22 protein-coding genes are annotated in these 25,188 nt (G+C 58.8%); 17 read left to right on the forward strand and 5 right to left on the reverse strand.

Annotation, left to right across the window (positions count from 1 at the left end):
• Window positions 1–102: 102 nt before the first annotated feature.
• From BD293_RS04170 to glmM, 8 genes are all read left to right on the forward strand, one after another.
• Window positions 103–1,044, forward strand: coding sequence for a glycine--tRNA ligase subunit alpha (locus BD293_RS04170; protein ID WP_142080009.1), 942 nt, complete (start codon window positions 103–105; stop codon window positions 1,042–1,044).
• Window positions 1,041–1,550 carry a DUF6446 family protein gene (locus tag BD293_RS04175; RefSeq protein WP_142080010.1) on the forward strand — a complete coding sequence of 170 codons (510 nt, stop codon included), beginning with the start codon at window positions 1,041–1,043 and terminating at the stop codon, window positions 1,548–1,550. The genes BD293_RS04170 and BD293_RS04175 overlap by 4 nt, the downstream gene beginning before the upstream one ends.
• A gap of 3 nt (window positions 1,551–1,553) precedes the next feature.
• Window positions 1,554–3,710 (forward strand): glycine--tRNA ligase subunit beta, encoded by a 2,157-nt coding sequence (gene glyS, locus BD293_RS04180; protein WP_142080011.1) that lies wholly within the window; start codon window positions 1,554–1,556, stop codon window positions 3,708–3,710.
• A gap of 81 nt (window positions 3,711–3,791) precedes the next feature.
• Window positions 3,792–6,332 (forward strand): putative PEP-binding protein, encoded by a 2,541-nt coding sequence (locus tag BD293_RS04185; protein WP_142080012.1) that lies wholly within the window; start codon window positions 3,792–3,794, stop codon window positions 6,330–6,332.
• A 237-nt stretch (window positions 6,333–6,569) separates the two neighbouring features.
• Window positions 6,570–7,568, forward strand: a complete 999-nt coding sequence (locus BD293_RS23045) for a cell wall hydrolase (protein WP_246086205.1) — start codon at window positions 6,570–6,572, stop codon at window positions 7,566–7,568.
• Between the two features lie 101 nt (window positions 7,569–7,669).
• Complete coding sequence (locus BD293_RS04195) at window positions 7,670–8,590, forward strand: dihydroneopterin aldolase (RefSeq protein WP_142080013.1); 921 nt, start codon at window positions 7,670–7,672, stop codon at window positions 8,588–8,590.
• A 38-nt stretch (window positions 8,591–8,628) separates the two neighbouring features.
• Window positions 8,629–9,645, forward strand: a complete 1,017-nt coding sequence (gene folP, locus BD293_RS04200) for a dihydropteroate synthase (RefSeq protein WP_142080014.1) — start codon at window positions 8,629–8,631, stop codon at window positions 9,643–9,645.
• Entirely contained in the window at window positions 9,642–10,985 is a 1,344-nt protein-coding gene (gene glmM, locus BD293_RS04205; protein ID WP_142080015.1) for a phosphoglucosamine mutase, read from the forward strand. Before folP ends, glmM begins: the two co-directional genes overlap by 4 nt.
• A 53-nt stretch (window positions 10,986–11,038) precedes the next feature.
• On the opposite strand, the gene BD293_RS04210 is transcribed toward glmM, so the two are convergent.
• The 3 genes from BD293_RS04210 to puuE form a co-directional block, all read right to left on the reverse strand.
• On the reverse strand, window positions 11,039–12,457 hold the full coding sequence (locus tag BD293_RS04210; protein WP_142080016.1) for a uracil-xanthine permease family protein: 1,419 nt from the start codon (window positions 12,455–12,457) through the stop codon (window positions 11,039–11,041).
• 88 nt (window positions 12,458–12,545) lie between these two features.
• Window positions 12,546–13,037 (reverse strand): ureidoglycolate lyase, encoded by a 492-nt coding sequence (locus BD293_RS04215; RefSeq protein WP_142080017.1) that lies wholly within the window; start codon window positions 13,035–13,037, stop codon window positions 12,546–12,548.
• Between the two features lie 61 nt (window positions 13,038–13,098).
• Window positions 13,099–14,514 carry an allantoinase PuuE gene (gene puuE / locus BD293_RS04220; protein WP_142080018.1) on the reverse strand — a complete coding sequence of 472 codons (1,416 nt, stop codon included), beginning with the start codon at window positions 14,512–14,514 and terminating at the stop codon, window positions 13,099–13,101.
• 165 nt (window positions 14,515–14,679) lie between these two features.
• Between puuE and uraH the strand changes: the two genes are divergently transcribed.
• The gene (uraH, locus tag BD293_RS04225) at window positions 14,680–15,036 is read left to right on the forward strand and encodes a hydroxyisourate hydrolase (RefSeq protein ID WP_142080019.1); all 357 of its coding nucleotides are present in this window, start codon (window positions 14,680–14,682) and stop codon (window positions 15,034–15,036) included.
• Here uraH and BD293_RS04230 read toward each other — a convergent pair.
• Window positions 15,021–15,956 (reverse strand): LysR family transcriptional regulator, encoded by a 936-nt coding sequence (locus tag BD293_RS04230; RefSeq protein ID WP_142084301.1) that lies wholly within the window; start codon window positions 15,954–15,956, stop codon window positions 15,021–15,023. The genes uraH and BD293_RS04230 overlap by 16 nt on opposite strands.
• 108 nt (window positions 15,957–16,064) lie before the next feature.
• Here BD293_RS04230 and BD293_RS04235 point away from each other — a divergent pair, with 108 nt between their 5' ends.
• Entirely contained in the window at window positions 16,065–17,294 is a 1,230-nt protein-coding gene (locus tag BD293_RS04235) for a urate hydroxylase PuuD (RefSeq protein WP_142080020.1), read from the forward strand.
• 127 nt (window positions 17,295–17,421) lie between these two features.
• On the opposite strand, the gene BD293_RS04240 is transcribed toward BD293_RS04235, so the two are convergent.
• Window positions 17,422–19,020, reverse strand: coding sequence for a phosphoenolpyruvate carboxykinase (locus BD293_RS04240; protein WP_142080021.1), 1,599 nt, complete (start codon window positions 19,018–19,020; stop codon window positions 17,422–17,424).
• A 347-nt stretch (window positions 19,021–19,367) separates the two neighbouring features.
• Here BD293_RS04240 and BD293_RS04245 point away from each other — a divergent pair, with 347 nt between their 5' ends.
• The 7 genes from BD293_RS04245 to BD293_RS04275 all read left to right on the forward strand — a co-directional run bounded on the left by BD293_RS04245 (window position 19,368) and on the right by BD293_RS04275 (window position 25,184).
• Window positions 19,368–20,066 (forward strand): response regulator transcription factor, encoded by a 699-nt coding sequence (locus BD293_RS04245; RefSeq protein WP_142080022.1) that lies wholly within the window; start codon window positions 19,368–19,370, stop codon window positions 20,064–20,066.
• 86 nt (window positions 20,067–20,152) lie between these two features.
• Window positions 20,153–21,778, forward strand: a complete 1,626-nt coding sequence (locus BD293_RS04250) for a sensor histidine kinase (RefSeq protein WP_425467943.1) — start codon at window positions 20,153–20,155, stop codon at window positions 21,776–21,778.
• A complete protein-coding gene (locus BD293_RS04255; RefSeq protein ID WP_246086207.1) occupies window positions 21,775–22,236 on the forward strand; it encodes an HPr kinase/phosphorylase in 462 nt (153 codons plus the stop codon). The genes BD293_RS04250 and BD293_RS04255 overlap by 4 nt, the downstream gene beginning before the upstream one ends.
• Window positions 22,236–23,144 carry an RNase adapter RapZ gene (gene rapZ, locus BD293_RS04260; RefSeq protein WP_142080023.1) on the forward strand — a complete coding sequence of 303 codons (909 nt, stop codon included), beginning with the start codon at window positions 22,236–22,238 and terminating at the stop codon, window positions 23,142–23,144. Before BD293_RS04255 ends, rapZ begins: the two co-directional genes overlap by 1 nt.
• 9 nt (window positions 23,145–23,153) lie before the next feature.
• A complete protein-coding gene (locus BD293_RS04265; RefSeq protein WP_142080024.1) occupies window positions 23,154–23,543 on the forward strand; it encodes a PTS sugar transporter subunit IIA in 390 nt (129 codons plus the stop codon).
• 27 nt (window positions 23,544–23,570) lie between these two features.
• Window positions 23,571–23,840 carry an HPr family phosphocarrier protein gene (locus BD293_RS04270; protein ID WP_142080025.1) on the forward strand — a complete coding sequence of 90 codons (270 nt, stop codon included), beginning with the start codon at window positions 23,571–23,573 and terminating at the stop codon, window positions 23,838–23,840.
• 196 nt (window positions 23,841–24,036) lie between these two features.
• Window positions 24,037–25,184 (forward strand): IS630 family transposase gene (locus tag BD293_RS04275; RefSeq protein ID WP_142084307.1). Its coding sequence is split into 2 segments (ribosomal slippage): window positions 24,037–24,484 and window positions 24,484–25,184, totalling 1,149 coding nucleotides; the frame shifts between segments, so codons are not numbered across the junction.
• The last annotated feature ends 4 nt before the right edge of the window (window positions 25,185–25,188 follow it).

The following is a 25,188-nucleotide window of genomic DNA, read 5'->3' on the forward strand; positions in this document are numbered from 1 at the left end:
CATGTCACGGACGACGAACGGGTTTGTCCGTTGACCCTGCGCGGCAGCTTGCCTATTGAGGCGCAGCTTTAAGAAAAACTGCGCACAAAACAAGAGGCGGCCATGCATCAGGGGTCTGATTCCACATCACAAAAGCCACAGTGCTTTCAGGAAATCATCCTGCGGCTGCAAAATTACTGGGCCACGAAGGGCTGCGCCATCCTTCAACCCTATGACATGGAGGTGGGCGCAGGCACGTTTCACCCCGCCACAACGCTGCGCGCGTTGGGCACGAAGGCGTGGGCGGCGGCCTATGTGCAGCCCTCGCGCCGACCCACCGATGGGCGCTATGGCGAGAACCCAAACCGTCTGCAACACTATTACCAGTATCAGGTCATCATCAAACCCTCGCCGCCCGATTTGCAGGACTTGTATCTGGGCAGCCTGCGCGCCATTGGCATTGATGACAGCCTGCATGACATCCGCTTTGTCGAGGATGACTGGGAAAGCCCGACGCTGGGCGCTTGGGGCTTGGGCTGGGAAGTCTGGTGTGACGGGATGGAAGTGTCGCAATTCACCTATTTTCAACAGGTTGGCGGGCATGATTGTCATCCCGTTTCGGGCGAGTTGACCTATGGGCTGGAGCGATTGGCGATGTATGTGCTGGGCGTCGATCATGTGATGGACATGCCCTTCAACGCGCCGGATGCGCTGATCCCGCTAAGTTATGGTGACATCTTCCGCCAGACCGAACAGGAATATTCGCGCCACAATTTCCACGCCGCCACAACCGAGACGCTGTTGCGCCATTTTGAGGATGCAGAGGCAGAGTGCCGCCACTTGCTGGACGCTGCGCCCGAAGACCCCGCAACCGGTAAACGCATCATCATGGTGCATCCCGCCTATGACCAATGCATCAAGGCCAGCCATCTGTTCAACCTGCTGGATGCGCGCGGTGTGATCTCTGTGACCGAGCGTCAGGCCTATATCGGACGCGTGCGCACACTTGCCAAGCTCTGCGCCGATGACTTTGTGCAGACCGATGCGGGCGGGGTAGCGGCGTGACGGGGCGCATTCTGGTCAGCTTTTTGCTGCTGGCGACCGTGCTTGCGGGCGTGGGCACGTATTATTTTCAGGTGTATGGCTTCTATGATGAGTTGCCAGCGCAAGACACTGTGCGCCTGACTGCTGCGGGCGAAGATGCGCTGCAGGACTTTGCTGTACGCAACTTCCAAGGCATCGACTCTGACAGCTCGCCCATCCGCTACCGTGCCTGTTTCGACATAGACGTCGCGGCGGAGGTGCTGGTCCCTTACACGGGTGCTACCCCCCTCAATGCGCCAAACTGGTTCGACTGTTTCGACGCGGGCGCGTTGACCGTGGCCTTGCGTGACAACCGCGCGCAGGCCTTCATGGCCGAGGGGAATATCAGCTATGGCATTGACCGCGTTGTCGTCCTGATGGACGGGCGCGGCTATGCGTGGCAACAGATCAACCCCTGCGGCGAGGCCCATTTCGATGGCGACCCTGTCCCCCAAGGCTGCCCGCCGCCCCCTGAACGCAGAGATTGACCCATGGCTGACCTACTGATCGAGCTGTTTTCCGAAGAAATCCCCGCGCGCATGCAGCTGGGTGCATCTGACGCGCTCAAGCGGCTGGTGACCGACGGTCTGGTCGAGGCGGGCCTGACCTATGCCCATGCACAGGCCTTTGCCACGCCGCGCCGCCTTGCGCTGGCGGTGCAAGGGCTGTCCGAGCATTCGCCCACCACGCGCGAAGAACGGCGCGGGCCGAAAGTCGGCGCGCCGGACAAGGCGGTTGAGGGGTTCTTGCGCTCGACGGGCCTGAGCATGGATGATCTGGAAATCCGCGACGACAAGAAGGGGCAGGTTTATGTCGCGCGCGTTGTGACCGAAGGGCGCGCCGCCCCCGCCATCGTGGCCGAGGTTCTGGAACAGACGATCCGCAATTTCCCTTGGCCCAAATCCATGCGCTGGGGGAACGGGTCTTTGCGTTGGGTGCGGCCCTTGCATTCGATCCTGTGCATCCTGAGCCGCGAGGACGGGGCCGAAGTGGTGCCGCTGACCTTGGACGGGATCACCGCGGGCGACACGACACGCGGACACCGTTTCATGGCGCCAGACGCATTTTCTGTCACAAATTTAGATGACTACGCGGCGAAGTTGAAGCGCGCCAAGGTCATTCTGGACCCGACCGAGCGCGCGGATCATATCTGGAACGAGGCCAGCCAGATGGCCTTTGCATCCGGGCTGGAACTGGTCGAGGATCGCGGCCTGCTGGCCGAAGTTGCGGGGCTTGTTGAATGGCCCGTGGTGCTGCTGGGCCGGATTGAGGAGCAATTTCTGGGCCTTCCGCCCGAAGTGCTGCAAACCTCAATGAAAGAACACCAGAAATTCTTTTCTCTGCGCGACCCGAAATCTGGGCAGGTTGTGGGGTTTGTGACCGTGGCCAACCGCGAAACGGTTGACGGCGGCGCGACCATTCTGGCGGGCAATCAAAAGGTTCTGGCCGCACGGTTGTCAGATGCGAAGTTCTTTTGGGACAATGACTTGCGCACCATTGCTGATGTGGGGCTTGAAGGTATGGGGGCAGGGCTGGCGGATGTGACCTTCCACAACAAGCTTGGCTCGCAAGCCGACCGCGTCGCACGGATCGCAGCTCTCGCGCGCGAAATCGCGCCGCTGGTGGGGGCCGATGCGGAACAGGCAGCTTTGGCCGCTCGCGTGGCGAAATCGGACCTGCGGTCTGAGATGGTCGGCGAGTTCCCCGAATTGCAGGGCTTGATGGGAAGCTATTATGCGCGGGAGGCGGGCCTGCCCGAAGACGTGGCGCGCGTCTGTGTGGAACATTACCAGCCGCTTGGGCCATCGGATTCCGTGCCGTCCTCACCGGTTTCTGTGGCCGTGGCTTTGGCCGACAAGATCGACACGCTGACAGGGTTCTGGGCGATTGATGAGAAGCCCACGGGGTCGAAAGACCCCTACGCGCTGCGCCGCGCCGCGTTGGGGGTTATTCGGTTGGTGTTGGGGAATGGTTTGCGAATGCCGCTTTGTAACGCGATAGGTTTTGGCTTTGGTAACAACATTTACCGAATAAACCTTCTCGATTTGCATGAATCAGTGGAGCATTTTCTGATAGATCAAGGGAAAGCTGGCTTCATCACCGACGGGTCAGATACTCTTTCAACAAACCTCCTTGCCTTCTTCCACGAACGCCTCAAGGTCCATCTGCGCGAGCAGGGAATCCGCCATGATGTCATCGACGCCTGCCTTGCCATGCCGGGCAATGATGATCTGACCCTGCTGGTCAAACGCGCCGAAGCCCTCAGCGCCTTCCTGAGAACCAGCGATGGTGAAAACCTGCTGCAAGGGTTCAAGCGTGCCAACAACATTCTAACGAAGGAAGAAGCGAAGGACGGGGTCGAATACTCGTTTGGTCCTGACCCGAAACTGGCCGAAACAAACGCGGAGCGCGCGCTGTTCAAAGCGCTCGATCTGGCCGAGGCTGCGATCACGCCCGCACTACAGGCCGAGGATTTCGCCGCCGCCATGTCGGCCATGGCGTCCCTGCGCGCGCCGATTGATGCGTTCTTCGAGGCTGTACAAATCAATACCGACAGTCAGATCATCCGCCGCAACCGGCTGAACCTGCTGCACCGCATCCGTGCGACCTGTCTGCAAGTGGCCGATCTGACGCGGGTCGAGGGATAGCACCCCCAGTTCGGGCGTTAACAAATCCTTGAGTCCGGGGCGCATATCCCTATGCTGCGCCGCAGCCATAAGGTGACGTAAATGCCCAAATACCTGACCCTGACCGATTACGCCCAGATCACCGGTTCTGCGCCCATCAAGCGCCAGACCCATGGCTGGCGGTCGAAATGCCTGCAACGCCTTGTGCGGCTGGATATGCCTGTGCCGCAGACGATTGCGCTATCCTTTGGCGTGGTGCGCGAAATCGCCACCGGTGCGCAGATGAACTTGCGTCATCTGCTGGGGCATTTCCCCAAAGGTCAGCTTTTGTCAGTGCGCCCAAGTGCCGAGCATCCGCAATGGGGCGGGCCTGCCGCGATTCTGAATATCGGCATGAATGACGAGAAACACGCCGAAATCGCCGCCATCTATGGCGAGCCGGTGGCAACCGAGTTGTATCTGCGCTTCGTGCAATCCTATGCGGCCCATGTCGCCCATCTGGACCCCGACATGTTCGATGCGACAGAGCCTTGCTTGCCTGCGCTACAGGCGGCCTTGCGCGATTACGAATCCGAGGTGGAAGAACCTTTCCCGCAATCGCCGGCACAGCAATTGGCGGATGTGCTGCGCTCGATGGCGCGGGCGTGGGAAGGGACATCGGCCCGATTGCTGCGGCAGGCCAAGGGTGCGCCAGTGGATGCGGGCCTTGGGCTGGTGGTGCAGGCGATGGCAGGCGGCATCGGGTCCGGCGAAAGCGGGGCAGGGCTGATCCGGTTTATTGATGCCGAGACGGGCATGCCGCAAGTCACGGGGCGGTTCAAATCGCGCGGCGTGCATGGTCAGGATGCCATGAAGAATGGCGCAGATGTCCTGTATCTGACCCGCGACAAGCGCGGCCCGTCGCTGGAAGAACGCTGCCCCGAAGCATTTGCAGAATTGTTGCGGCACGGCGCACATGCCCGCAGCCGCTTGCGCGAAGAAATGGAGATCGAGTTTACGCTTGAAGATGGCAAGCTGTGGGTGCTGGACGCGGTGAATGTGCAACGCTCGTCGCGTGCCTCTGTTCGGGTTGCGGTGGATCTGGCGAATGATGGCGTGATCGAGCGCGATGAGGCGCTGATGCGCATTCAGCCCAAGGCGCTGAGTGATCTGTTGCACCGTCAGGTGGATGCACGCGCGCGCACCACAGTGTTTGTACGCGGCATTGCCGCCAGCCCCGGTGCCGCGATTGGGCGCGTTGTGTTTTCCTCGACCGCCGCGCAGGCTTGCGCCGCGCGTGACGAGCCGTGTATTTTGGTGCGCCGCGAAACCACGCCAGAGGATATTCGCGGGATGCATTCCGCGCAGGCCGTGCTGACCGAACGCGGCGGCATGACCAGCCACGCGGCTGTCATCGGGCGCGGTCTGGGGGTGCCTTGTGTCGTGGGCGCATCGGGTATGCAGATTGACGAGCGGCGCAAGACCGTCCGCGCGGGTGACAATATCCTGTCCGAAGGCGACATGCTGACAGTGGACGGCACCAATGGCATGGTCCTGATTGGCGAGGTGCCCTTGCTGGAACCCGCGCTGGATGACCGGTTCACCACGCTTCTGGACTGGGCAGATGCGCGCTGTGACATCGGTATTCGCGCCAATGCCGACACGCCCGCGGATGCGCGCATCGCGCGCGGGTTCAAGGCGCAGGGCATCGGGCTGTGCCGCACCGAGCATATGTTTTTCGAGGATGACCGCCTGACATTGATGCGCGAGATGATCTTTGCGGACACGTCTGAGGATCGCAGGGACTCGCTGGAGCGGCTTTTGCCCATGCAACGCGCGGACTTCATTGACCTGTTCGAGATCATGCAGGGCGAGCCTGTCTGCATCCGGCTGTTTGACCCGCCCTTGCACGAGTTTTTGCCGCATTCAAAAGATGGGCTGCGATTTCTGGCCGATGCGCTGGACAAACCCTTGTCCGAGATTGTCCGCCGCGCCGAGGCTTTGTCTGAGTTCAACCCGATGCTGGGCATGCGCGGTGTGCGGTTGGGGGTAACAATTCCCGAAATCTACGAGATGCAGGTCCGTGCGATTTTCGAGGCAACTGTCGAGGTTTCGCACCGGGGGACACCGGTTGCGCCCGAAATCATGATCCCGCTGGTATCTGCCATGCGCGAGGTGGAGTTGGTCAAGTCGCGCATTGACGCGATTGCCGCGACAGTGCGGTCGCGCATGGGGGTGGATTTCGAGTATCGGGTTGGCGTGATGGTCGAGACCCCGCGCGCGGCGTTGCGGGCAGGGGACATTGCGTTGCATGCCTCTTTCCTGTCCTTTGGCACGAACGATCTGACGCAGATGACCTATGGCCTGTCGCGCGATGATGCGGGGCGGTTTATGTCGGACTATGTGCAGCAAGGTGTCTTTCCCGAAGACCCTTTTCACACGCTTGATCTGGATGGTGTGGGCGAGTTGCTGCAACTGGGCGCTGCGCGTGGCCGCAAAGCCCGTGATGACCTGACCTTGTCGATCTGTGGCGAGCATGGCGGCAACCCCGAATCGATTCGGTTTTGTCGAGAACTTGGGTTTGATTATGTGTCCTGCTCGCCCTTCCGGGTGCCGGTCGCGCGATTGGCAGCGGCACAACTGGTCATCGAGGAATTGGGCTGACCCCTGAAACTACGCGCTTTTCTAAGGGTATCGGCGAGAATTGGCCCATCCAGCCGGGTGCATTCGTGGGCAATTATGGATCTTTTAACGATTTTCAGGTAAGGCTGCTCGTGTAAATGTGAATCCGACTGATGAGGGCAGGCGCAAAATTGCTTGTTGCGCTATATTTGTATGACTGATTTTGAACCAAATCAAACGCGTCCGCAGGGGCAGTGCGACGATGGGAATGCGCGCGATGTGGCGGTACCTCTGGCTTCGCCGGAACGAAAATCGCATACGCGCCTGACCTTGTTCTCGCTGTGCATCATGGGGGCCTTGGTTGCCCCGCTCAGCGTCGGTTCTCGGGTAAATGACGCGACTTTGAATGAGGATATGCGCTCGAAACTGGTGATGGCGTCGGTTCAGCATTCAAACCCCGTTACCCGCAACGCAGTTATGACCGAAGTGCCCGCGCAGCGTATGCCAAATATCGCGCAAGTCCTGTTGAACCCGAATGCAGCGCGCGCAGCCTCGGTGCGGGTTGCTCCGATCCCCAGACCAGAGAACCTGAAGCAACCCGTAGCAAACGGGCAGGATGTCGGCGCGTTTTTTGCCTTGGTCGGCCCACAGGTCACTGTGCAAAATTCGCCGCGCCCGCTCGCGCGCGAAAAAGCGGCCATCTCTGTGCTTGCGAAACTCGATGTTCGGATTTCCACTCAGGGGGCTGGCGTCGCACCCCTGCGTCTTGATCGGGCGTTGGCGCCGCTCTCTTCGGCGCGGCCCATGCTGCGCCCCGCCTCGGTCGAGCGCCGTGTGGTCCAGTATAATGACAGATGGTTGCGCAGTCTGGAGTTGCGCCCTCAGAGTGATGAGAAAGCCTGCCTTGCAAAGGCTATCTATCACGAGGCGCGCGGCGAGAGTTTGCGCGGTCAGTTTGCCGTGACCGAGGTCATCCTGAACAGGGTTGATTCGCCTCAATTTCCGAACTCGGTTTGCGGTGTTGTCTATCAAGGTGTCCGGTCAGGGCGGCTTGGCGGGTGTCAGTTCAGCTTTGCCTGTGATGGTAATTCTGAGGCGATGCCCAACCGCCACGCCGCATCGCGCGCCAACCGGATCGCGCAGGTTATGGTTGATGGGGGCCATCGCGGCCTGACACAAGGTGCGTTGTATTTCCACACCACCGCCGTAAATCCGCCTTGGGCCAATCGTTTCACCCAAACAACGCATATCGGCGCGCATCTGTTTTATCGCGGCTAAGCGTGTTCCGTATGTCGTATCTCGCTGCTGCAATGGCGTGATTGCGCGTTGTCTTGCGCTGCCCACGCGTTAAAAGGGGCAAAAGCGCGGAAAGACACTGCATGATCTCTGATATTCGTCTGGCCTTTGCCCATCCCGAAGCGCGCGCAGAAGCGTCAGCGTCGGCTGACCCGCGTGATCGTATTTCGGTGCGCGATCATGTTGTTTCCGTTGAAATCGGTGCGTTTCAGGCCGAACGCGGCCAAACCCAGCGCGTGCGCTTCAATGTCGTGGTGGAACTGCGGCCCCACCCGGCACCGGTCGAGGATGATGTCGATCGCATTCTGTCCTATGACCGCATCACTGAAGCTATCGCCGCCGAACTTGCCGCCGAGCGCCTCAACCTGCTGGAAACACTGGCTGAACGTATTGCCGAGCGTGTGTTGCTTGAGCCGCAGGCCATGCGTGCCTTCGTGCGGGTCGAAAAGCTGGATCGCGGCCCCGGCGCGCTTGGGGTGGAGATTGTGCGCAACCGCGCCGCCCAGCCCTTACGCGCATTGGACCCTATGGGCGAAGAAACGGCCGTACACCCGTTGGTCGTATATCTGGACAATGCCACGATTGATGCGCCCGATCTGGGTACCGCGCTTGATGCGCTGCTGTCGCGCGGCATGCCGGTCATCATCTGTGTGGGAGTGCCGCCGCAGTCGGTTCCGGTGACGGGCCATCAGGCGGTGCAGCGCCGCATCAATCTGCTGGCAATCGAGCAGAACGCATGGCGACTGGCGGCGCTGGATCATCGGTGCGTTGTGGTGTCCAGCCGGACAGAGATTGATTGGGCCATGAAGCAAGGGCAGATGATTGTCTGGGCCCCGTCCAAGCTGGTGCTGGATTCAACCGACAGCCCTGTTGGCGCGGCGCATGATGGTCTGGCACTGGCGCTGTGGTTGGCCGAGCATGTTGCCGCTGCGCAATTGCTGATGCCCGAGGGGTATACTGCGCCACCCGGCAGTCATGTGCCGCAGGCATATTTGCCGCGCTGAGGCTTGTGTCTGGGGCCCGCTTTGGGCAAAGAACACGCATGATATACCGATTGCCGATAGTACGCCCCACCGCCTTTGCATCGCCTGATATGCCCGCTTTGCGCGGACAACAGGCCGTGCGCATTGCCGCAATCTGCGAGATCACGCGCGACGGCGGGCGGGTCGAGCGTGCCTATGATGCCAGTTGCGACGCCAGTCTGGTTGCGCGCTTGCCCGCGCTTTGCGGGCTGCGCTTGGAACGACCGAAGATCATGGGCATCCTGAATGTCACGCCTGACAGCTTTTCTGACGGGGGCCGCTTTCAGGACTTTGAGAGCGCGTGTGCGCAGGCCCGGCAGATCGTGGATGATGGGGCCGATATTCTTGATATCGGCGGTGAATCCACCCGTCCCGGCGCGCAAGAGGTGCCGATTGACGATGAAATCGCACGCACGGCCCCTTTGATCCGGGCGTTGCGTGCAGATGGCCTGCGCGTGCCCATTTCGATTGATACCCGCAAAGCGCGCGTGGCGGAGGCCGCGTTGGAGGCAGGTGCGGATCTTGTGAATGATGTTTCAGCTCTGACATGGGACCGTGATATGGGCCGCGTGGTGGCCGAGGCGGGTGTGCCCTTGTGCCTGATGCACGCGCAGGGCACCCCCCAGACCATGCAAAAAGCCCCGCAATACAACGACGTAGCGCTGGATGTTCATGATTGGCTGCAACAGTCTATCGCACGTGCCGAGGCTGCCGGGATTGCCCGCTCGAAGCTGATCGTTGACCCCGGTATCGGGTTTGGCAAGACGCTTGAGCATAATCTCGCATTGCTGCAATCATTGGTACTGCTGCACCAGACAGGGTGTGCTATTCTCCTTGGGGCATCGCGCAAGCGGTTTATTGGCACGCTCAGCGGTGTTGAGCAGGCATCAGAACGGATGGCGGGATCGGTTGCGGTTGCGCTGTTTGGGGCGGGACAGGGGGCACAGATCCTGCGAGTCCATGATGTAGCACAGACACGACAGGCGCTTGCTGTTTGGCAAGCGCTTCATGGTTCATTGATTGAGGTACAGGTATGACACGCAAGCTTTTCGGCACGGACGGCGTCCGCGGGACAGCAAACAGCTATCCGATGACCGCCGAGATGGCGCTGAAACTTGGGGCCGCTGCGGGCCGCCATTTCCGGCGCGACGGCTCGAACGGGCATCGGGTCGTGATTGGCAAGGATACCCGACTGTCGGGCTATATGATCGAGACGGCACTGACAGCGGGCCTGACCTCGACCGGTATGAATGTGTTGCTGCTGGGGCCTGTGCCTACGCCTGCGGTTGGCTATCTGACCCGCTCGATGCGGGCCGATCTGGGGATCATGATTTCGGCCAGCCATAATGCGCATCAGGATAATGGCATCAAGTTCTTTGGCCCCGACGGGTTCAAACTGTCAGATGCCGACGAGGAAGCCATTGAGAAAATCACCGAAGGCGAGATTACACCCGCCCAGCCCGCCAATATTGGCCGCGCAAAACGCATTGACGATGCAGGCGGGCGCTATGTCGAATATGCCAAGACCACACTGACGCGCGGCACGCAGCTCAACGGGCTGCGTATTGTGCTCGATTGCGCCAATGGTGCCGCCCACCGCGTGGCCCCGCAACTGCTGTGGGAGTTGGGCGCAGATGTCATCCCGATTGGCACCAGCCCGAATGGCCTGAATATCAACCTTGAATGCGGCTCGACCTATCCGCGCACCTGTGCCGCCAAAGTGCTGGAGACGGGAGCGGATCTGGGCATCACCCTGGACGGGGATGCGGACCGCCTGATCTTGATTGATGAACGCGGCCAGATCGCCGATGGTGACCAGATTATGGCCCTTTTCGCACGCCGTTGGGCCGAGGCAGACCGCTTGCATGAGGGCGTTCTGGTGGCCACAGTCATGTCCAATCTGGGGCTGGAGAACTTCTTGCACGGGCACGGGTTGCGGATGGAGCGCACCTCGGTCGGCGACCGTCATGTGGTCGAGCGTATGCGTCAGGGTGGCTGGAACCTTGGGGGGGAAGAGTCTGGCCATATCGTGATGACCGATTACGCCACCACAGGCGATGGCATGATCGCGGCGTTGCAGTTTTTGTCGGCAATGGTCGAAACAGACAAGCCTGCATCCATGTTGTCCCACAGTTTCGAGCCTGTGCCGCAAATGTTAAAGAACCTGCGCTATGCACCGGGTGTGGATTTGCTGTCCAAGGCCGAAGTGCAGGCGGCGATTGAAGATGGCAAGCTGCGCCTGAATGGGCGTGGGCGGTTGCTGATCCGCAAATCCGGCACAGAGCCGTTGGTGCGCGTCATGGCGGAATGCGATGATGAAAGCCTGCTGTCTGATGTGGTCAACAGCATTATCGCTGAAATGGAATCCGTGGCCTAAGCCTGTGCGGGACAGGGCTGTCCCCTGTCCCGCACGCTCTCAAGTCTCAAGTCTCAGGGCTTGGATGTGTCGGTGTTTGGCACATCACGGTCCACGCCATTTGCTGCTTTTTCGGATGCTTCGCCCACCAGATCGCGGGGCAGGATCAGGTTCAGCACGATTGCGATTGCCGCCGCTGGCAGGATGCCCGAAGTCAGCAGCACACGCGGTGTGTCTGACAAATGCTGCAAGGCCGTGGGTTCCAGTTGCAGGCCCAGCCCCAGCGACAGGGCTATCGCAAAGATCACCATGTTACGCCGGTTCCATAGCACATCGGAGAGCATCGATATGCCCGCCGCAACGACCATGCCGAACATCACGATCACACCACCGCCCAACACCTCAATCGGGATGGTGGAAATGACCGCGCCCACTTTGGGGAACAGGCCCGCAAAGATCAAAAAGATGGCACCGATGGTCACGACATGGCGGCTCATGACGCCTGTCATGGCGATCAGCCCGACATTCTGGCTGAAGCTGGTATTGGGCAGCGCGCCGAACAGGCCGGATACGGCTGTGCCGATCCCGTCTGCGTAGGTCGCGCCTTCGATCTCACGCTCGGTTGCTTCGCGCCCGGCACCACCCTTGGTAATGCCCGAGACATCGCCCACGGTTTCAACCGCCGAGACAAAAGCCATTGCGCAAAACCCGATGATCGCAGCAGCAGTGAATTCCAGCCCGAAATGCAGCGGGTTTGGCAACGCAAAGGGGGCTGCTGTGCCTATGGCGTCAAAGCTGACCATCCCAAGGGTAAAGGCCACAGCATAGCCCGCCGCCAGCCCCAATAGCACTGCCGAAACAGACAGCATCCCGCGGGCAAAGAATTTCAGCCCCAGCGTGACAAAAATCACCACCAGCGCGACCGACCAGCTTTGCAGATTACCGAATTGATCCGTGCCCATCGCCGGGACGCCGCCTGCCGCATATTGCACGCCCACCCGCACCAGCGCGAGGCCGATCATCGTGACCACCAGCCCGGTCACCAGCGGCGGCAGTGCAAAGCGGATACGCCCGATGACCGTGCCAAGGGCGGCGTGAAACAGCCCGCCGATCAGAATGCCGCCCATGACAGCGGCCATCGCGTCCACCCCCTTGCCTGCGACAAGCGGGATCATGATGGGGATGAAGGCAAAGGATGTGCCTTGCACGATGGGCAGGCCTGCGCCAACAGGCCCGAAAGTGATCGTCTGCAACAGCGTGGCGACCCCTGCAAAGAACATCGACATTTGCAGCATGTAGATCAGGTTCGGAAAATCGGGCGAGCCAGAGCCGAAGCCAAAACCCGCCGCCCCTGCCACAATGATGGCGGGCGTCACGTTCGAGACGAACATCGCCAGAACATGCTGCACGCCCAGCGGAATAGCCTTGTAAAGGGGGGGTGTATAATTCGGGTCACGCAGTTGCGCGGGCGTGCCCAATGTGGAATCTGCCATTTTGTCAGTCCTCTAAAATAGACAGCAGAAAATAGTCACCCGAGGGCGTGCTTTTCGGCTGTGTGTCCTGCAAGGGCCGCCCTCCTCCTCAGCGCGGCCCGTGCACGTTCCATGGAGTATCGAACCAGTATTCCTGAAGGTTCGGCGTGTCCCCGATCCGGTCGATCACAGCGAACCGGCCGGGGCTGGCAAGCGGGGTCAAAACCCCATGCCAAATATTGCGATGAAAATTCAGCGCCTGCGCACCATTTGTGATGAAGGCAAGGGGGGTGCCCGGGCGATTGCCCAAATCTTCGGCAACGATCACCAGAAAAGGCTGGTCATGCATCGGGATGAAAGCTTGCGAGCCTTCGGGGTGACGCTCGACCATCTCCAGCAGGTAGGGCAGGGTGCGGGGCTGCGCGTCAAAGATCGAGATGCCCGCGCGGCCATCAGGTCCGAAATCCAAGCACGCGCGGTCATGAAACCGCCCGCAAAGCCCCTGATTGATCAGCTTGTCGGGGGTACCCGCAACTTCCAGCACATCGCCAAAAGGCGCGAACGCGTCTGCGGTCAGGGGGCTGGCGGTCAGGGTTTGCATCACGTCTGGCTCCGATACTTGTGGCGGCGTGGAATTGAGTATTTTCAGCAAGAAAATGCGATCAGGGCAGGATTTCCTTCAGTCGCAATTCGGCAATGCGTTCGACTTGTCGGCAGGCCTTGGCGAATTCGGTTTCTGTGTCATTGGCAAGGCGGGTCTCAAAAGCGCTGAGGATGGTGGCCTTGGTGTTGTCGCGCACGGCGATGATGAAGGGAAAGCCGTGCTTGTCGACATAGGCGGTGTTCAGGTTTTGGAAGTGGATGCGTTCGTCATCAGTGAGCGCGTCCAGCCCTGCGCTGGCTTGTTCCTGCGTTGATTCGGCGGTCAGGCGTTTCGCGGCGGCCAGTTTTCCGGCCAGATCGGGGTGGGCGCGCAAGACGGCCATGCGTGCATCGCGTGGTGCCGAACGGAACGCACGCGCCATCGCATTGGCAAGCCCAATGGCACTGTCATGTGCGGGCCCAAGCTCAAGATCATAGGCGCGTTCGGCGACCCATGCGGAATGCTCATAGATGCCACCGAAACGCGCGATGAAATCAGGTTTGTCCATCTGGCTGGGGCGGGTGCGGCGCTGGTGAGGATGGGTCTTGGCCCAGTGCTGCGCGATGTCGATCCGGCGCGCGAACCAGACGCCTTCATGCGCCAGCGCATGATCGAGAAAGCGCATCAGCCCCGCGATCTTGCCCGGACGCCCGATCAGACGGCAATGCAGCCCGATGGACAACATCTTGGGCGCGCCCGCCTCGCCTTCGGCATAGAGCACATCGAACGCATCCTTGAGATAGCTTTCAAAATCTGCACCCGTCACCCATCCGGGGGAGGTGGCGAAGCGCATGTCATTGGCTTCCAGCGTGTAGGGCAGGATCATCTGGTCACGCGGGCCAAACTCCATCCAATGCGGCAGGTCATCGTCATATGTGTCTGAAATCCAGTCAAATTGTCCCGTCTCTGCCGCCAACCGGACGGTGTTAATTGACGCGCGCCCCGTATACCAGCCGAGCGGGGGGGTACCCACAACCTCTGTGTGCAGGCGGATTGCTTCTGCGATGGCGGCGCGCTCTTCCTCTTCGGGCATGTCGCGGTGCTCGACCCATTTCAGGCCGTGGCTGGCGATTTCCCACTCGGCCGCTTTCATCGCAGCGACCTGTTCGGGGTTACGGGCCAGCGCTGAGGCGACGCCGTAGATCGTAACCGGAAGTTTGCGCGCAGTGAACAGCCGGTGCAGCCGCCAGAACCCCGCCCGCGCCCCGTAGTCATAGATCGATTCCATGTTCCAGTGGCGCTGTCCGGGCCAGGGTGCGGCGCCCGGAATGTCAGACAGGAACCCCTCGGAGGCCGCATCACCATGCAGCAGGCAGTTCTCGCCCCCCTCTTCATAATTCAGCACCAGCGAGATGGCGAGTTTCGCGCCATTGGGCCATTGGGCATCGGGCGGTGTTGCGCCATGGCCAGTCAGGTTGCGGGGGTAGCGTTGCACAAGGGGCCTCCGGATCTTCAGGTTGATTATGTGATAAAGCAGAATAATCATTTCCGCTTTCTGTCAATTTTTGAAAGACCTCAAGGCGTGGGCAGATGCAAGGGGCTGGTATGTCAGCGCATTGCGCTGCAAGATCAGGCAGATTGCATCTTGAAAGGGATCACCATGGCCGGATTTCTGACCACTCATGTTCTGGACACAGCGCGCGGCCTGCCAGCGGCGGGCATGACGATAACTTTGTTTCGGTTGGACGGGGATGCGCGTGTGGAACTGGCACAACATATCACCAATGCCGATGGACGTACCGACAGCCCGATACTGCCGCAAGGCGCATTCTCGACAGGGCAGTATGAGTTGCTGTTTGCTGCTGGGGAATACCTGTGCGCGACAGGGCAGGCAGGGGCGGACCCACTGTTTCTGGACGAAATCCCGATCCGCTTCGGCATCAGCGACCCAGACAGCCACTACCATGTGCCCCTTTTGCTGTCACCTTTCAGCTTTTCAACCTATCGCGGCAGCTGAGCGCAGCGCGCCTCTGCCTCCGACAAGGCAGTTTTGATGCGCAGGGCAATGAAATCGGTGAAAATCGTGACCTTCGGGTCGCGCAACCGCCTGTGCGGGGTGAGCGAGGCCAGTGTGACCGGCAACGGCGGGCTTGCTGTGGCAACTGGAACAAGCGCGCCGCTGAGCAAATGTTCCACCACCTCGAAAACCGGTTTCAGAATGATCCCGCGCCCCGCCAGCGCCCAGCTTGTCAGCACATCCCCATCATCCGATTCAAAGGGTCCGGTAATCTTGAACCGCTGCGGACCGTCTGCTGTCTGCAAGCGCCACTGAAATTCACGCGCGCCAGGAAAGCGCAGGTTCAGGCAATCGTGGCGCTCGCGCACAAGGGCCGCGCCGTCCTCGGGCATGCCGCGCCGCGCAATATAGGCAGGAGCGGCACATAGGATACGCGGGCATTCTGCAATGACCCGCATCTTGAGCGCGGAATCTTCCAGTGGTCCAAGGTGAAAAGCGACATCCAGCCCCTCTGCGGTCACATCAATGCTGCGATCCGACAGGCGCAGGCGCAACTCAATCTCGGGGTTTTCATCCTTGAAAATGGGAACATGCGGGGCAATCAGCCGTCGCCCAATGCCAAGGGGTGCCGCCACAAACAGCACGCCACGTGGCTGCGCTGTGGCGTGGGTCAGCGCCGCTTCCGCCTCGGATACGGCTTCGAGGATCTTTAGCGCGCCCTCATAGAATAACTGCCCGTTCGAGGTCGGCTTGAGCGAACGTGTGGTGCGGTTGAACAAGCGCACGCCCAGATGCTTCTCCAACTCGGCCATCCGCGCCGAGGCCACCGCAGGAGAGGTGCGCTGATCGCGTGCAGCCGCCGACATGCTGCCCAATTCATAGACACGCACGAACATTCTGACATTGCTGAGATAGGCCATGATGATTTTCAGGATGAAATTGAAAGTGCTGGGTGTTTTCATGGATTAACAGAAAGTGGCGCGCCGGTATAGGGTGACCCAACACGCGAGATGGAAAGGGTGAACAAAATGCTGGAACTGGCTGTCTGGGGGGCATGGGCGGAATTCGCCATACGCTGGCTGCATGTGGTGACAGCGATCGCCTGGATCGGGTCCAGCTTTTACTTCATTGCGCTTGATCTGGGACTGCGCAAATCGCCGGACTTGCCCAAAGGCGCATATGGGGAGGAATGGCAGGTCCATGGCGGCGGCTTCTACCATATCCAGAAATATCTGGTCGCGCCTGACCGCTTGCCAGAGCATCTGATCTGGCACAAATGGCAAAGTTATGTGACATGGTTGTCGGGTTTTGCCCTGTTAGCGCTGGTCTATTATGTCGGCGCAGAGTTTTATCTGATTGACGCGGAAACGATGGACCTTGCCGTGTGGCAGGCCATCACGATTTCCATCGCGTCCCTTGCGCTGGGTTGGGTTATCTATGATCGCCTGTGCAAATCCCGCTTTGGCGAAGACAATACCCGCCTGATGATGCTCTTGTTTGTGCTGCTGGTAATCATGTCTTGGGGCTATACGCAGGTGTTTACAGGGCGCGCAGCCCTGCTGCATCTGGGCGCTTTCACCGCCACGATCATGTCGGCCAATGTGTTCATGATCATCATTCCGAACCAGAAAATCGTCGTGGCAGATTTGCGCGCGGGCCGCACTCCGGATGCAAAATACGGGAAGATCGCCAAGCAGCGGTCCACCCATAACAACTACCTGACCCTGCCGGTGATCTTTCTGATGCTGTCCAACCATTACCCGCTGGCGTTTGCATCAGAATATAACTGGTTGATTGCCGGTCTGGTGTTCCTGATGGGGGTCACGATCCGGCATTTCTTCAACACGATGCATATGGGGGGCGGCTATAAATGGTGGACATGGGGGGCGACAACCGCATTGTTTGTCGCGATTATCCTGCTCTCAAGCGTTGGACAGGCAGCCCGCGAGGACGAAGATCTTGCCAGCCTGCCGCCCTCGGTTGCGCGCTTCACGCAAGACGCACAATTCGAAGATGTCTATTGGACCGTCGTGGGCCATTGCTCGATGTGCCATGCAGATGATCCGGTCTGGCCGGGGCTGCATTGGGCCCCCAAAGGCATCAAGTTGGAAACTGAAGCACAGGTCGCACGTGCCGCCCAGACGATCTATCTGCAATCGGGCATCAGCCATGCCATGCCTCCGGGCGACACGGTTCTGATGGATGCACAGGCCAGAGATGAAATCGCAGACTGGTATCGTCGTGTGACCGGCTCGTGACATTTTCTTGCGAAAAATACTCTGGGGGAGGTCCGCGTAGCGGAACGGGGGCGAAGCCCCCTAGCACGTAAAATCTTGAAAGCCCCGCCCTCTTGGGCGGGGCTTTCGCATTCAGATCAAGCGGGTCTCAGCCGATTGCGGCTTGTTTCACTTCGTCATCGATGAAGGGCACATATTGCGCGAAATTCTCGGCGAACATGGCAATCAGCTTGGCCGCCTGCCGGTCATAGGCATCCGTATCTTCCCATGTGCGGCGCGGGTCCAGAAGAACATCTGCCACACCGGGCACCGAGACGGGCACATCAAAGCCGAAATTCCGATCGCGGCGGAACTCTACCCCTGACAATGACCCGTCCAATGCGGCACTCAGCAGCGCGCGCGTCGCCTTGATCGGCATACGCGAGCCGGTGCCATAGGCGCCGCCCGTCCAGCCGGTGTTGACCAACCAGCAATCCGCGCCGAATTGGGCAATCTTGTTTTGCAACAGCTTGCCATAGACTTCGGGACGGCGTGGCATGAAGGGGGCGCCAAAGCAGGTCGAGAATGTCGGCTGTGGTTCCGTAACCCCCTGTTCGGTGCCCGCCACTTTCGAGGTGAAGCCGGACAGGAAGTGATACATCGCCTGCGCAGGGGTCAGACGTGCGATCGGGGGCAAAACACCAAACGCATCGCAGGTCAGCATGATGATATTCTGGGGCACACCCCCAAGTGAGGTGGGCGAGGCATTCGAGATGGCCTCCAACGGGTAGGCGACCCGTGTATTCGCCGTCAGGCTGTCATCGGTGAAATCCAGCTCCAGCGTGTCGGGGTCATAAACCATATTCTCGACGACGCTGCCGAAACGGCTGGTTGTGGCAAAAATCTCCGGCTCTGCCTCTGCGTCCAGATTGATGGTCTTGGCGTAGCACCCACCCTCGAAATTGAAAATGCCGGTGTCGGACCAGCCATGTTCGTCATCGCCGATCAGAACGCGCGTCGGATCTGCCGAAAGGGTTGTTTTCCCTGTGCCTGACAGGCCAAAGAACACAGCCGCATCGTCAATGTCGTTCAACCCGTGATTGGCCGAGCAATGCATCGGCATGATGCCTTTTTCTGGCAGCAGATAATTCAGCAAAGTGAAGACAGATTTCTTGTTTTCGCCCGCATAGGCCGTGTTGGCAATCAGGATCAGCTTGCGCGACAGGTTCAGCGCGATCACGGTTTCTGAACGGCAGCCGTGGCGTGCCGGATCAGCCTTGAAGCTGGGGCAGTTGATGATGGTGAATTCCGGATCGAATGTCGGCAGTTCTTCGGCTGCCGGACGGCGCAGCAAATGGCGGATGAACAGCCCATGCCATGCCAGTTCCGTGACAACGCGCACATCCAGCCTGTGGGCCGGGTCCGCGCCGCCATACAGGTCTTGGACAAAAAGCTCTTGCCCTTTCACATGCTCCAGCATGTCTGCATGCAGCCTGTCAAAGGCTTCCGGCGACATGGGGGCGTTGTTTTCCCACCAGATTTTATCTTCGACATCTGAGGTACGTACGACGAATTTGTCTTTTGGCGAGCGGCCCGTATGCACGCCGGTCGAGGCCAGAAATGCACCGCCCAAGCCCAGCCGCCCTTCGTCGCGCTTGAGGGCCGCCTCGATCAAGGCAGGCTCCAGCAGGTTATAATGTACCTGCGCGGTGCCGGTAATTCCTTGATGTTCCAAGCGTTTGTTTGGGTTGACTCTGGGTGTAGTCATTTTCACTGCTCCATATGGCGCATGATCCATGGTTCGAACCGGGTTGCGGGCGGACGACAAGAAAGGGCGTAGTGCAGAAGACAAAGTCCCCACGCCTTGCCTATAACACCACGATTGCGGCAAAGCATAGGCTCGTTCGGCGCAGTTAGCGCAATCAAGCTTCCGTTAGCGCAACATTCATAAATTTCTGGCATGCTGAGTGTTGCTATTTCGCATTGCAAACGACGAATCATGGGGCACGTCTCGTGCTTTGCGTTGATTTCAGTTGCTTTTTTTGGGGGTTTGCTGGACTGTAAGGCAAAATTGTGGCGCATATGCCGAGGTGAGCAGTAAAAAAGGACAGTTAAATGTCTAAAATAGCTTTAGTTGATGATGACCGTAACATTTTGACATCTGTTTCGATCTGCCTCGAAGCTGAGGGGTTTGAGGTGGAAACGTATAATGACGGGCAAGCCGCGTTTGACGCGTTCAGCCGTAAAATGCCTGACATGGCTGTGCTGGACATGAAAATGCCGCGCATGGACGGGATGGAGCTTTTGCAACGGCTACGTCAGAAGTCGCAGATGCCAATCATCTTTCTGACATCCAAAGATGACGAGATTGACGAAGTTCTGGGGCTTCGCATGGGCGCGGATGACTATGTCACAAAGCCCTTCTCTCAGCGCTTGCTGGTGGAACGCATCCGCGCGCTTTTGCGGCGCAAACAAGCCAATGAAGCTGGCCCTGACGCGTCGGAAGAGGCCAAGGTCATGGTCCGCGGCCAGCTGGAAATGGACCCGCTGCGCCATCAGGTTAAATGGAAGGGCGAAGATGTGACGCTGACAGTGACAGAATTTCTGTTGCTGCAAGCCCTTGCGCAACGTCCGGGCGTTGTGAAATCGCGCGATCAATTGATGGATGTGGCGTATGAGGATCAGGTTTATGTCGATGACCGCACAATCGACAGCCATATCAAGCGCCTGCGCAAGAAAATGCGCAACGCCGACCCTGAATTTTCGTCGATAGAGACACTTTACGGTATTGGTTACAAATATAACGAAGCCTGACAAAAGATCGGGCGACATAACCCCATAAAAAGCGAGCGGGTGAGCAGGTGCAGACGGAGGCCACGACAGCGAGAGCTGACATCGTTATTGGCGATGATTGGGTCGGACCGGGGGATGCGGTCGAAACCGAAGTGCGTGCGTCGCGTGCGCGCCGCGGTTTCCTTAGCATCTCCGGCTCGCCGCTCGCGCGCAAGATTGCCATGTTCAACCTTGTGGCACTGGTTGTCTTGATCCTTGGGATCATGTTCACTAACCCGTTCCGGCATTCCCTTTTGGATCAGCAAGCCCAGATGATGGGCAATACCGTGCAAATGGTTGCGGATATCGTCTCGATCAGCGGTGATCTTGATGCTGCGCGCGATATCCTTGCCGCCCGACTGTCCTTCGATGAACGCTTCGAGTTGATGTTTGTGAATGCCGACGGTCAGGTCTTGGGGCGTATGGGCGGGACCGAGAGAACCGACACGCAACGGTTTTCCGAACGCGCCACCCCGATAAGCGACCTTCTTGGGGCGATCTGGTCGGGAATGTCATTTCTGACACGCACCCAGACCGAAATCCCCGCCGAAGAAGCATTCGTCCAGATTGCCCCAACAATGTTCGAGCGCAATCAGGCAGGCGAGCGGGCAAGCTACACCTATCGTGACACGTCCGACGGTATGTGGATTGCAGCCAGTGCAGCGGTTATTCAGAATAATGAAATCCTCGGGGCGGTATTCTTGCGGCGCAACTCCGATGATATCGCGCGCATGATGCGCATCGAGCGCGAGCAACTTTTGCAATTCTTCCTGATTGCCGTCGTTGTATCCGTAGGGCTGAGCCTTGTGCTTGCGTCGACCATCGCAAACCCGCTTGCCGATCTGGCAATGGCGGCGGAACTGGGCAAGCGTCGTGATGCGCGCAAAAATTCGCCCGGCGGACGTGTCCGCATTCCCGACCTGTCAGGGCGACCGGATGAAATTGGCGATCTTTCGCGGGCCATGCGCGGCATCGTCAACGCCCTGTATGACCGGGTCGAGGCGAATGAGAGATTTGCGGCTGACGTCTCGCATGAGATCAAGAATCCGCTTGCGTCGTTGCGCTCGGCGGTGGGCAGTTTGCGCATGGCAAAACGCGAAGATCAGATCATTCGGTTGCTGGATGTCATTGAACACGATGTGCGCAGGCTTGACCGGTTGGTGTCGGATACCTCCAATTCATCGCGTCTGGATTCCGAGCTTGTAAAGGAAGAACAGGAAGAATTTGATCTGGTGAACCTGCTCAACAATCTGTGCGAGCACTTGTCACATGAAGCGCGTGAAAAAGGCGTCGAGTTCATTAAAATTCTTCCCGATAATCCCGTTCTGGTCACAGGGCTTGAAGGGCGGTTGGCGCAGGTAATTGTCAATCTTATCACCAATGCGATTTCGTTTTGCAGCGATGGCGATGCGGTGCGGGTCTGGGCGCGCCAGCGCCATGACCGGGTGCTGATCGTGGTCGAGGATACAGGGCCGGGGATTCCAGAGAATGCCTTGAAAAAGGTATTCCAGCGCTTTTACTCGGAACGACCGCCGCAGCAATTTGGCAATCATTCTGGCCTTGGGCCGGCAATATCCAAGCAAATCATTGAAGCGCATCAAGGTGTTATTTGGGCTGAGAATATTCGCGCAAGTGACGCTCCTGATAATAGCGCGTCGCTTGGTGCGCGGTTCGTGGTCGGTTTGCCGTTGTGAGTCTGGTGATTGCGGCAGATCGGGTTCATGGCTCTGCCGTAGCATTCGAAGACTGTGGCAAATATCAAGCGCTGCTTATTCTTGGAAAGTCGGGCGCAGGAAAGTCTGAACTGGCGCTTGAGTTGATGGCTATTGGCGCGGTGCTGGTCTCCGATGACCAGACTCACTTGCGCCGCGCAGGTACAGAGGTTCTCTGCCGCGCGCCGCAGGCTATTCGCGGCCTGATCGAAATGCGTGGTCTGGGAATTTTGCGCGCCGAGACAGTGGCAGAGGCGCCTTTGGTCGCGGTGGTGGACCTCGATCAGATGGAAACCAAGCGCCTGCCGGAGCGCGGTGTTGCAGATGTCCTTGGCGTTGCGATGCCGTGTCTTCGCAACTGCGCGAGCAGGGCTTTCCCAGCGGGTTTGAAGCAATATGTGACGTCTCGAACACGAGAGCGTTGGCAGGACACACCGTAATGATACAGGAGCCCGGACAAACCACAAGCGCCGCGCGGCTAGTGCTGCTGACCGGTCCATCCGGGGCAGGGCGCAGCACAGCCCTGAAAGCGCTGGAGGATGTCGGGTTCGAGGCGATAGACAATATGCCAATTTCGCTTGTGCGTCCGCTAGTGGCCGCACCGTTGGAACGGCCTTTGGCATTGGTGCTGGATTCGCGCAATCGGGATTTCTCGGTCAATGCGTTGCTGGCGCTTGTTGCGGATCTGAGGACAGCCTCGCAGTTCAGGTTTGATCTGGTGTTTCTGGATTGTCCTATGGCCGCCTTGATCCGGCGCTTTTCCGAGACGCGCAGGCGTCACCCTCTTAGCCCTGATGGCACTGTGCGCGACGGGGTGGCGTTGGAAGCGCGTCTGCTTGGCCCCGTGCGTTTGCGCGCAGATGTCCTGATCGAGACTGAAACCCTGACCCCCCATGATCTGCGCGCACGGTTGCACATGCTGTTTGGGGATACGCCCGGCCAGTCAATGCGCGTGCAGATCGAGTCGTTCTCGTATAAGCGTGGTATTCCGGCAGGTGTTGATCTGGTCTTTGACTGCCGGTTTCTCAGCAACCCGCACTGGGAGCAGAGATTGCGGGCATTGGATGGGCGCGACCCAGAGGTTGCCGCGTTTGTTGCTTCGGATATTCGGTTTGATAAGTTCTTCTGGCGCGTTCACGATCTGGTTGAAAGCTTGCTTCCGGAATACGCGCAAGAGCGGAAAACACAGCTGACAATCGGGTTCGGTTGCACCGGTGGGCAACACAGATCGGTTGCAACTGCCGAAAAACTGGCAAATACGCTTGCGCAGACGGAGTGGCAGGTGTCTAAACGACACAGGGAACTGGAACGTATCGCGGCGCAAACCGCGATCACAGGAAACGAATAAGGTTTGTTCGTGATCGGAATCGTGATCGTAGCCCATGGGGGACTTGCGCGAGAGTATCTCGCGGCTATTGAGCATGTGATCGGCAAACAAGCCGGTATTGCAGCTATTTCCATTGAGTATGATCACGACCGTACTGCCAAAAAGGCAGAGATTGCTGCCGCCGCAAACGCTGTCGATAAAGGGGCCGGTGTTGTTGTGGTGACGGATATGTTTGGTGGGTCCCCCTCAAACCTGTCATTGCCAGCATGCGCAGGTCATGACCGGCGCATAATTTACGGTGCGAATCTTCCGATGTTGATCAAGCTGGCAAAGTCGCGCGGTTTGGAACTACAGGCGGCGACCTCTGCGGCACTGGAAGCAGGGCGCAAATACATCAATTCAATAGAGATCGGGCGTTAAGCTGCGAGAACAGGGTTCACACAACTAATGACAGAATTCGATCTTGAGATCATTAATGAAAAAGGTCTGCACGCACGGGCATCGGCAAAATTCGTCGAGGTGGTTGAAGCGCATAGCGCAACTGCCGAAGTCATGAAGGACGGGATGAGCGTTCCGGGCGATTCCATCATGGGACTGCTGATGCTGGCGGCATCTCGGGGGACATCTATTCGAGTCAAAGTGTCGGGTGACGACGCTGAAGCGCTTGCAACAGCCCTGCGAAAGCTGGTGTCGGACCGCTTCGGCGAGGGTATGTAGCCGTAGGTTGCACACATTTTCGCCATAACCTGTGTATGATTTATCACATATCCGTCAAGGCAGCCTGAAATCAGAGTTTATCGTGTAATCGGGTGGAACCTTCCTTTATCATGCTAGTGCCTCGCTTCGGGGTATTTGACAGCTTTGATTTTTTCTGAATCTCTGTGGAGCGTAGCAGCTTTCTGGGGGTGAGATGATGACAAGAGGGTGCAAGCCGAAGTATGTAGTTCGACTGACGACAGAGGAGCGTGAACACCTTGAAGGGATGATCAGAACGGGTCGGCAAGCCGCCTACAGACTGCTGAAGGCGCGGATTTTGCTGAAGGCGGATGTGTCCTCTGATGGCCCGGGATGGGAAGATGCGCGCATTGCCGAGGCATTAGAGACCAGTCTCTCGACTGTTTTCCGCACCCGGCGCCAACTTGTGGAGGAAGGGCTTGAGGCGACTTTAGCGCGCAAAGTTCCAGCGTCGCTTTCACAACCTCGGATCTTCGATGGGCAAGCCGAGGCCAAGCTGATCGCGCTTGCCTGTTCCGAACCACCCGAAGGATATACGCACTGGACACTCAGGTTGTTGGAAAAGCGGGTTGTCGAACTGGGCATTGTTGAGCAGGCCAGTGATACCACAATCCAACGCACGCTTAAAAAAACGCGCTCAAACCGCACCGGAACCGGTACTGGGTAATCCCACCCAAAGCCAACGCTGGTTTCGTGGCGGCCATGGAGAATGTGCTGGACGTCTACACCCGTCCACACGATCAAAACCGTCCGCTGGTTTGTCTGGACGAGACCAGCAAACAATTGACCCGTGAGACCCGCACACCCATTCCCATGCAGCCAGGGCGCGAGGCGCGCCATGACTACGAATATGAACGCGCAGGTGTCGCCAGCCTGTTCATGTTATTCGCTCCTCTGGAGGGCTGGCGCCACGTCGAGATACGCGATCGACGCACTGCCATCGATTATGCCCATATCCTGCGCGATCTGGCTGATCTCCACTTTCCCTATGCCGAAAAGATCGATCTCGTGCAGGATAATCTGAACACCCACAACCCTGCATCGCTGTACGAGGCTTTCCCGCCTGCCCAAGCGCGCCGCATCGCACAACGGTTCGAATGGCACTACACGCCAAAACATGGGTCTTGGCTCAACATCGCTGAATGTGAACTCAGCGTCCTCGCTCGCCAATGTCTGGCCCGGCGCATCCCGGACAAAACTATGCTGAAGGCCGAAGTCGATGCATGGACAACAAATCGCAACTCCCAACGCGCCAAAACCAACTGGCAGTTCACAACTCAAGACGCGCGCACAAAGCTTATCCGGCTTTATCCGCAAATCGAGTGAATCG

Source organism: Roseinatronobacter monicus (assembly GCF_006716865.1).
Taxonomy (GTDB): Bacteria; Pseudomonadota; Alphaproteobacteria; order Rhodobacterales; family Rhodobacteraceae; genus Roseinatronobacter; species Roseinatronobacter monicus.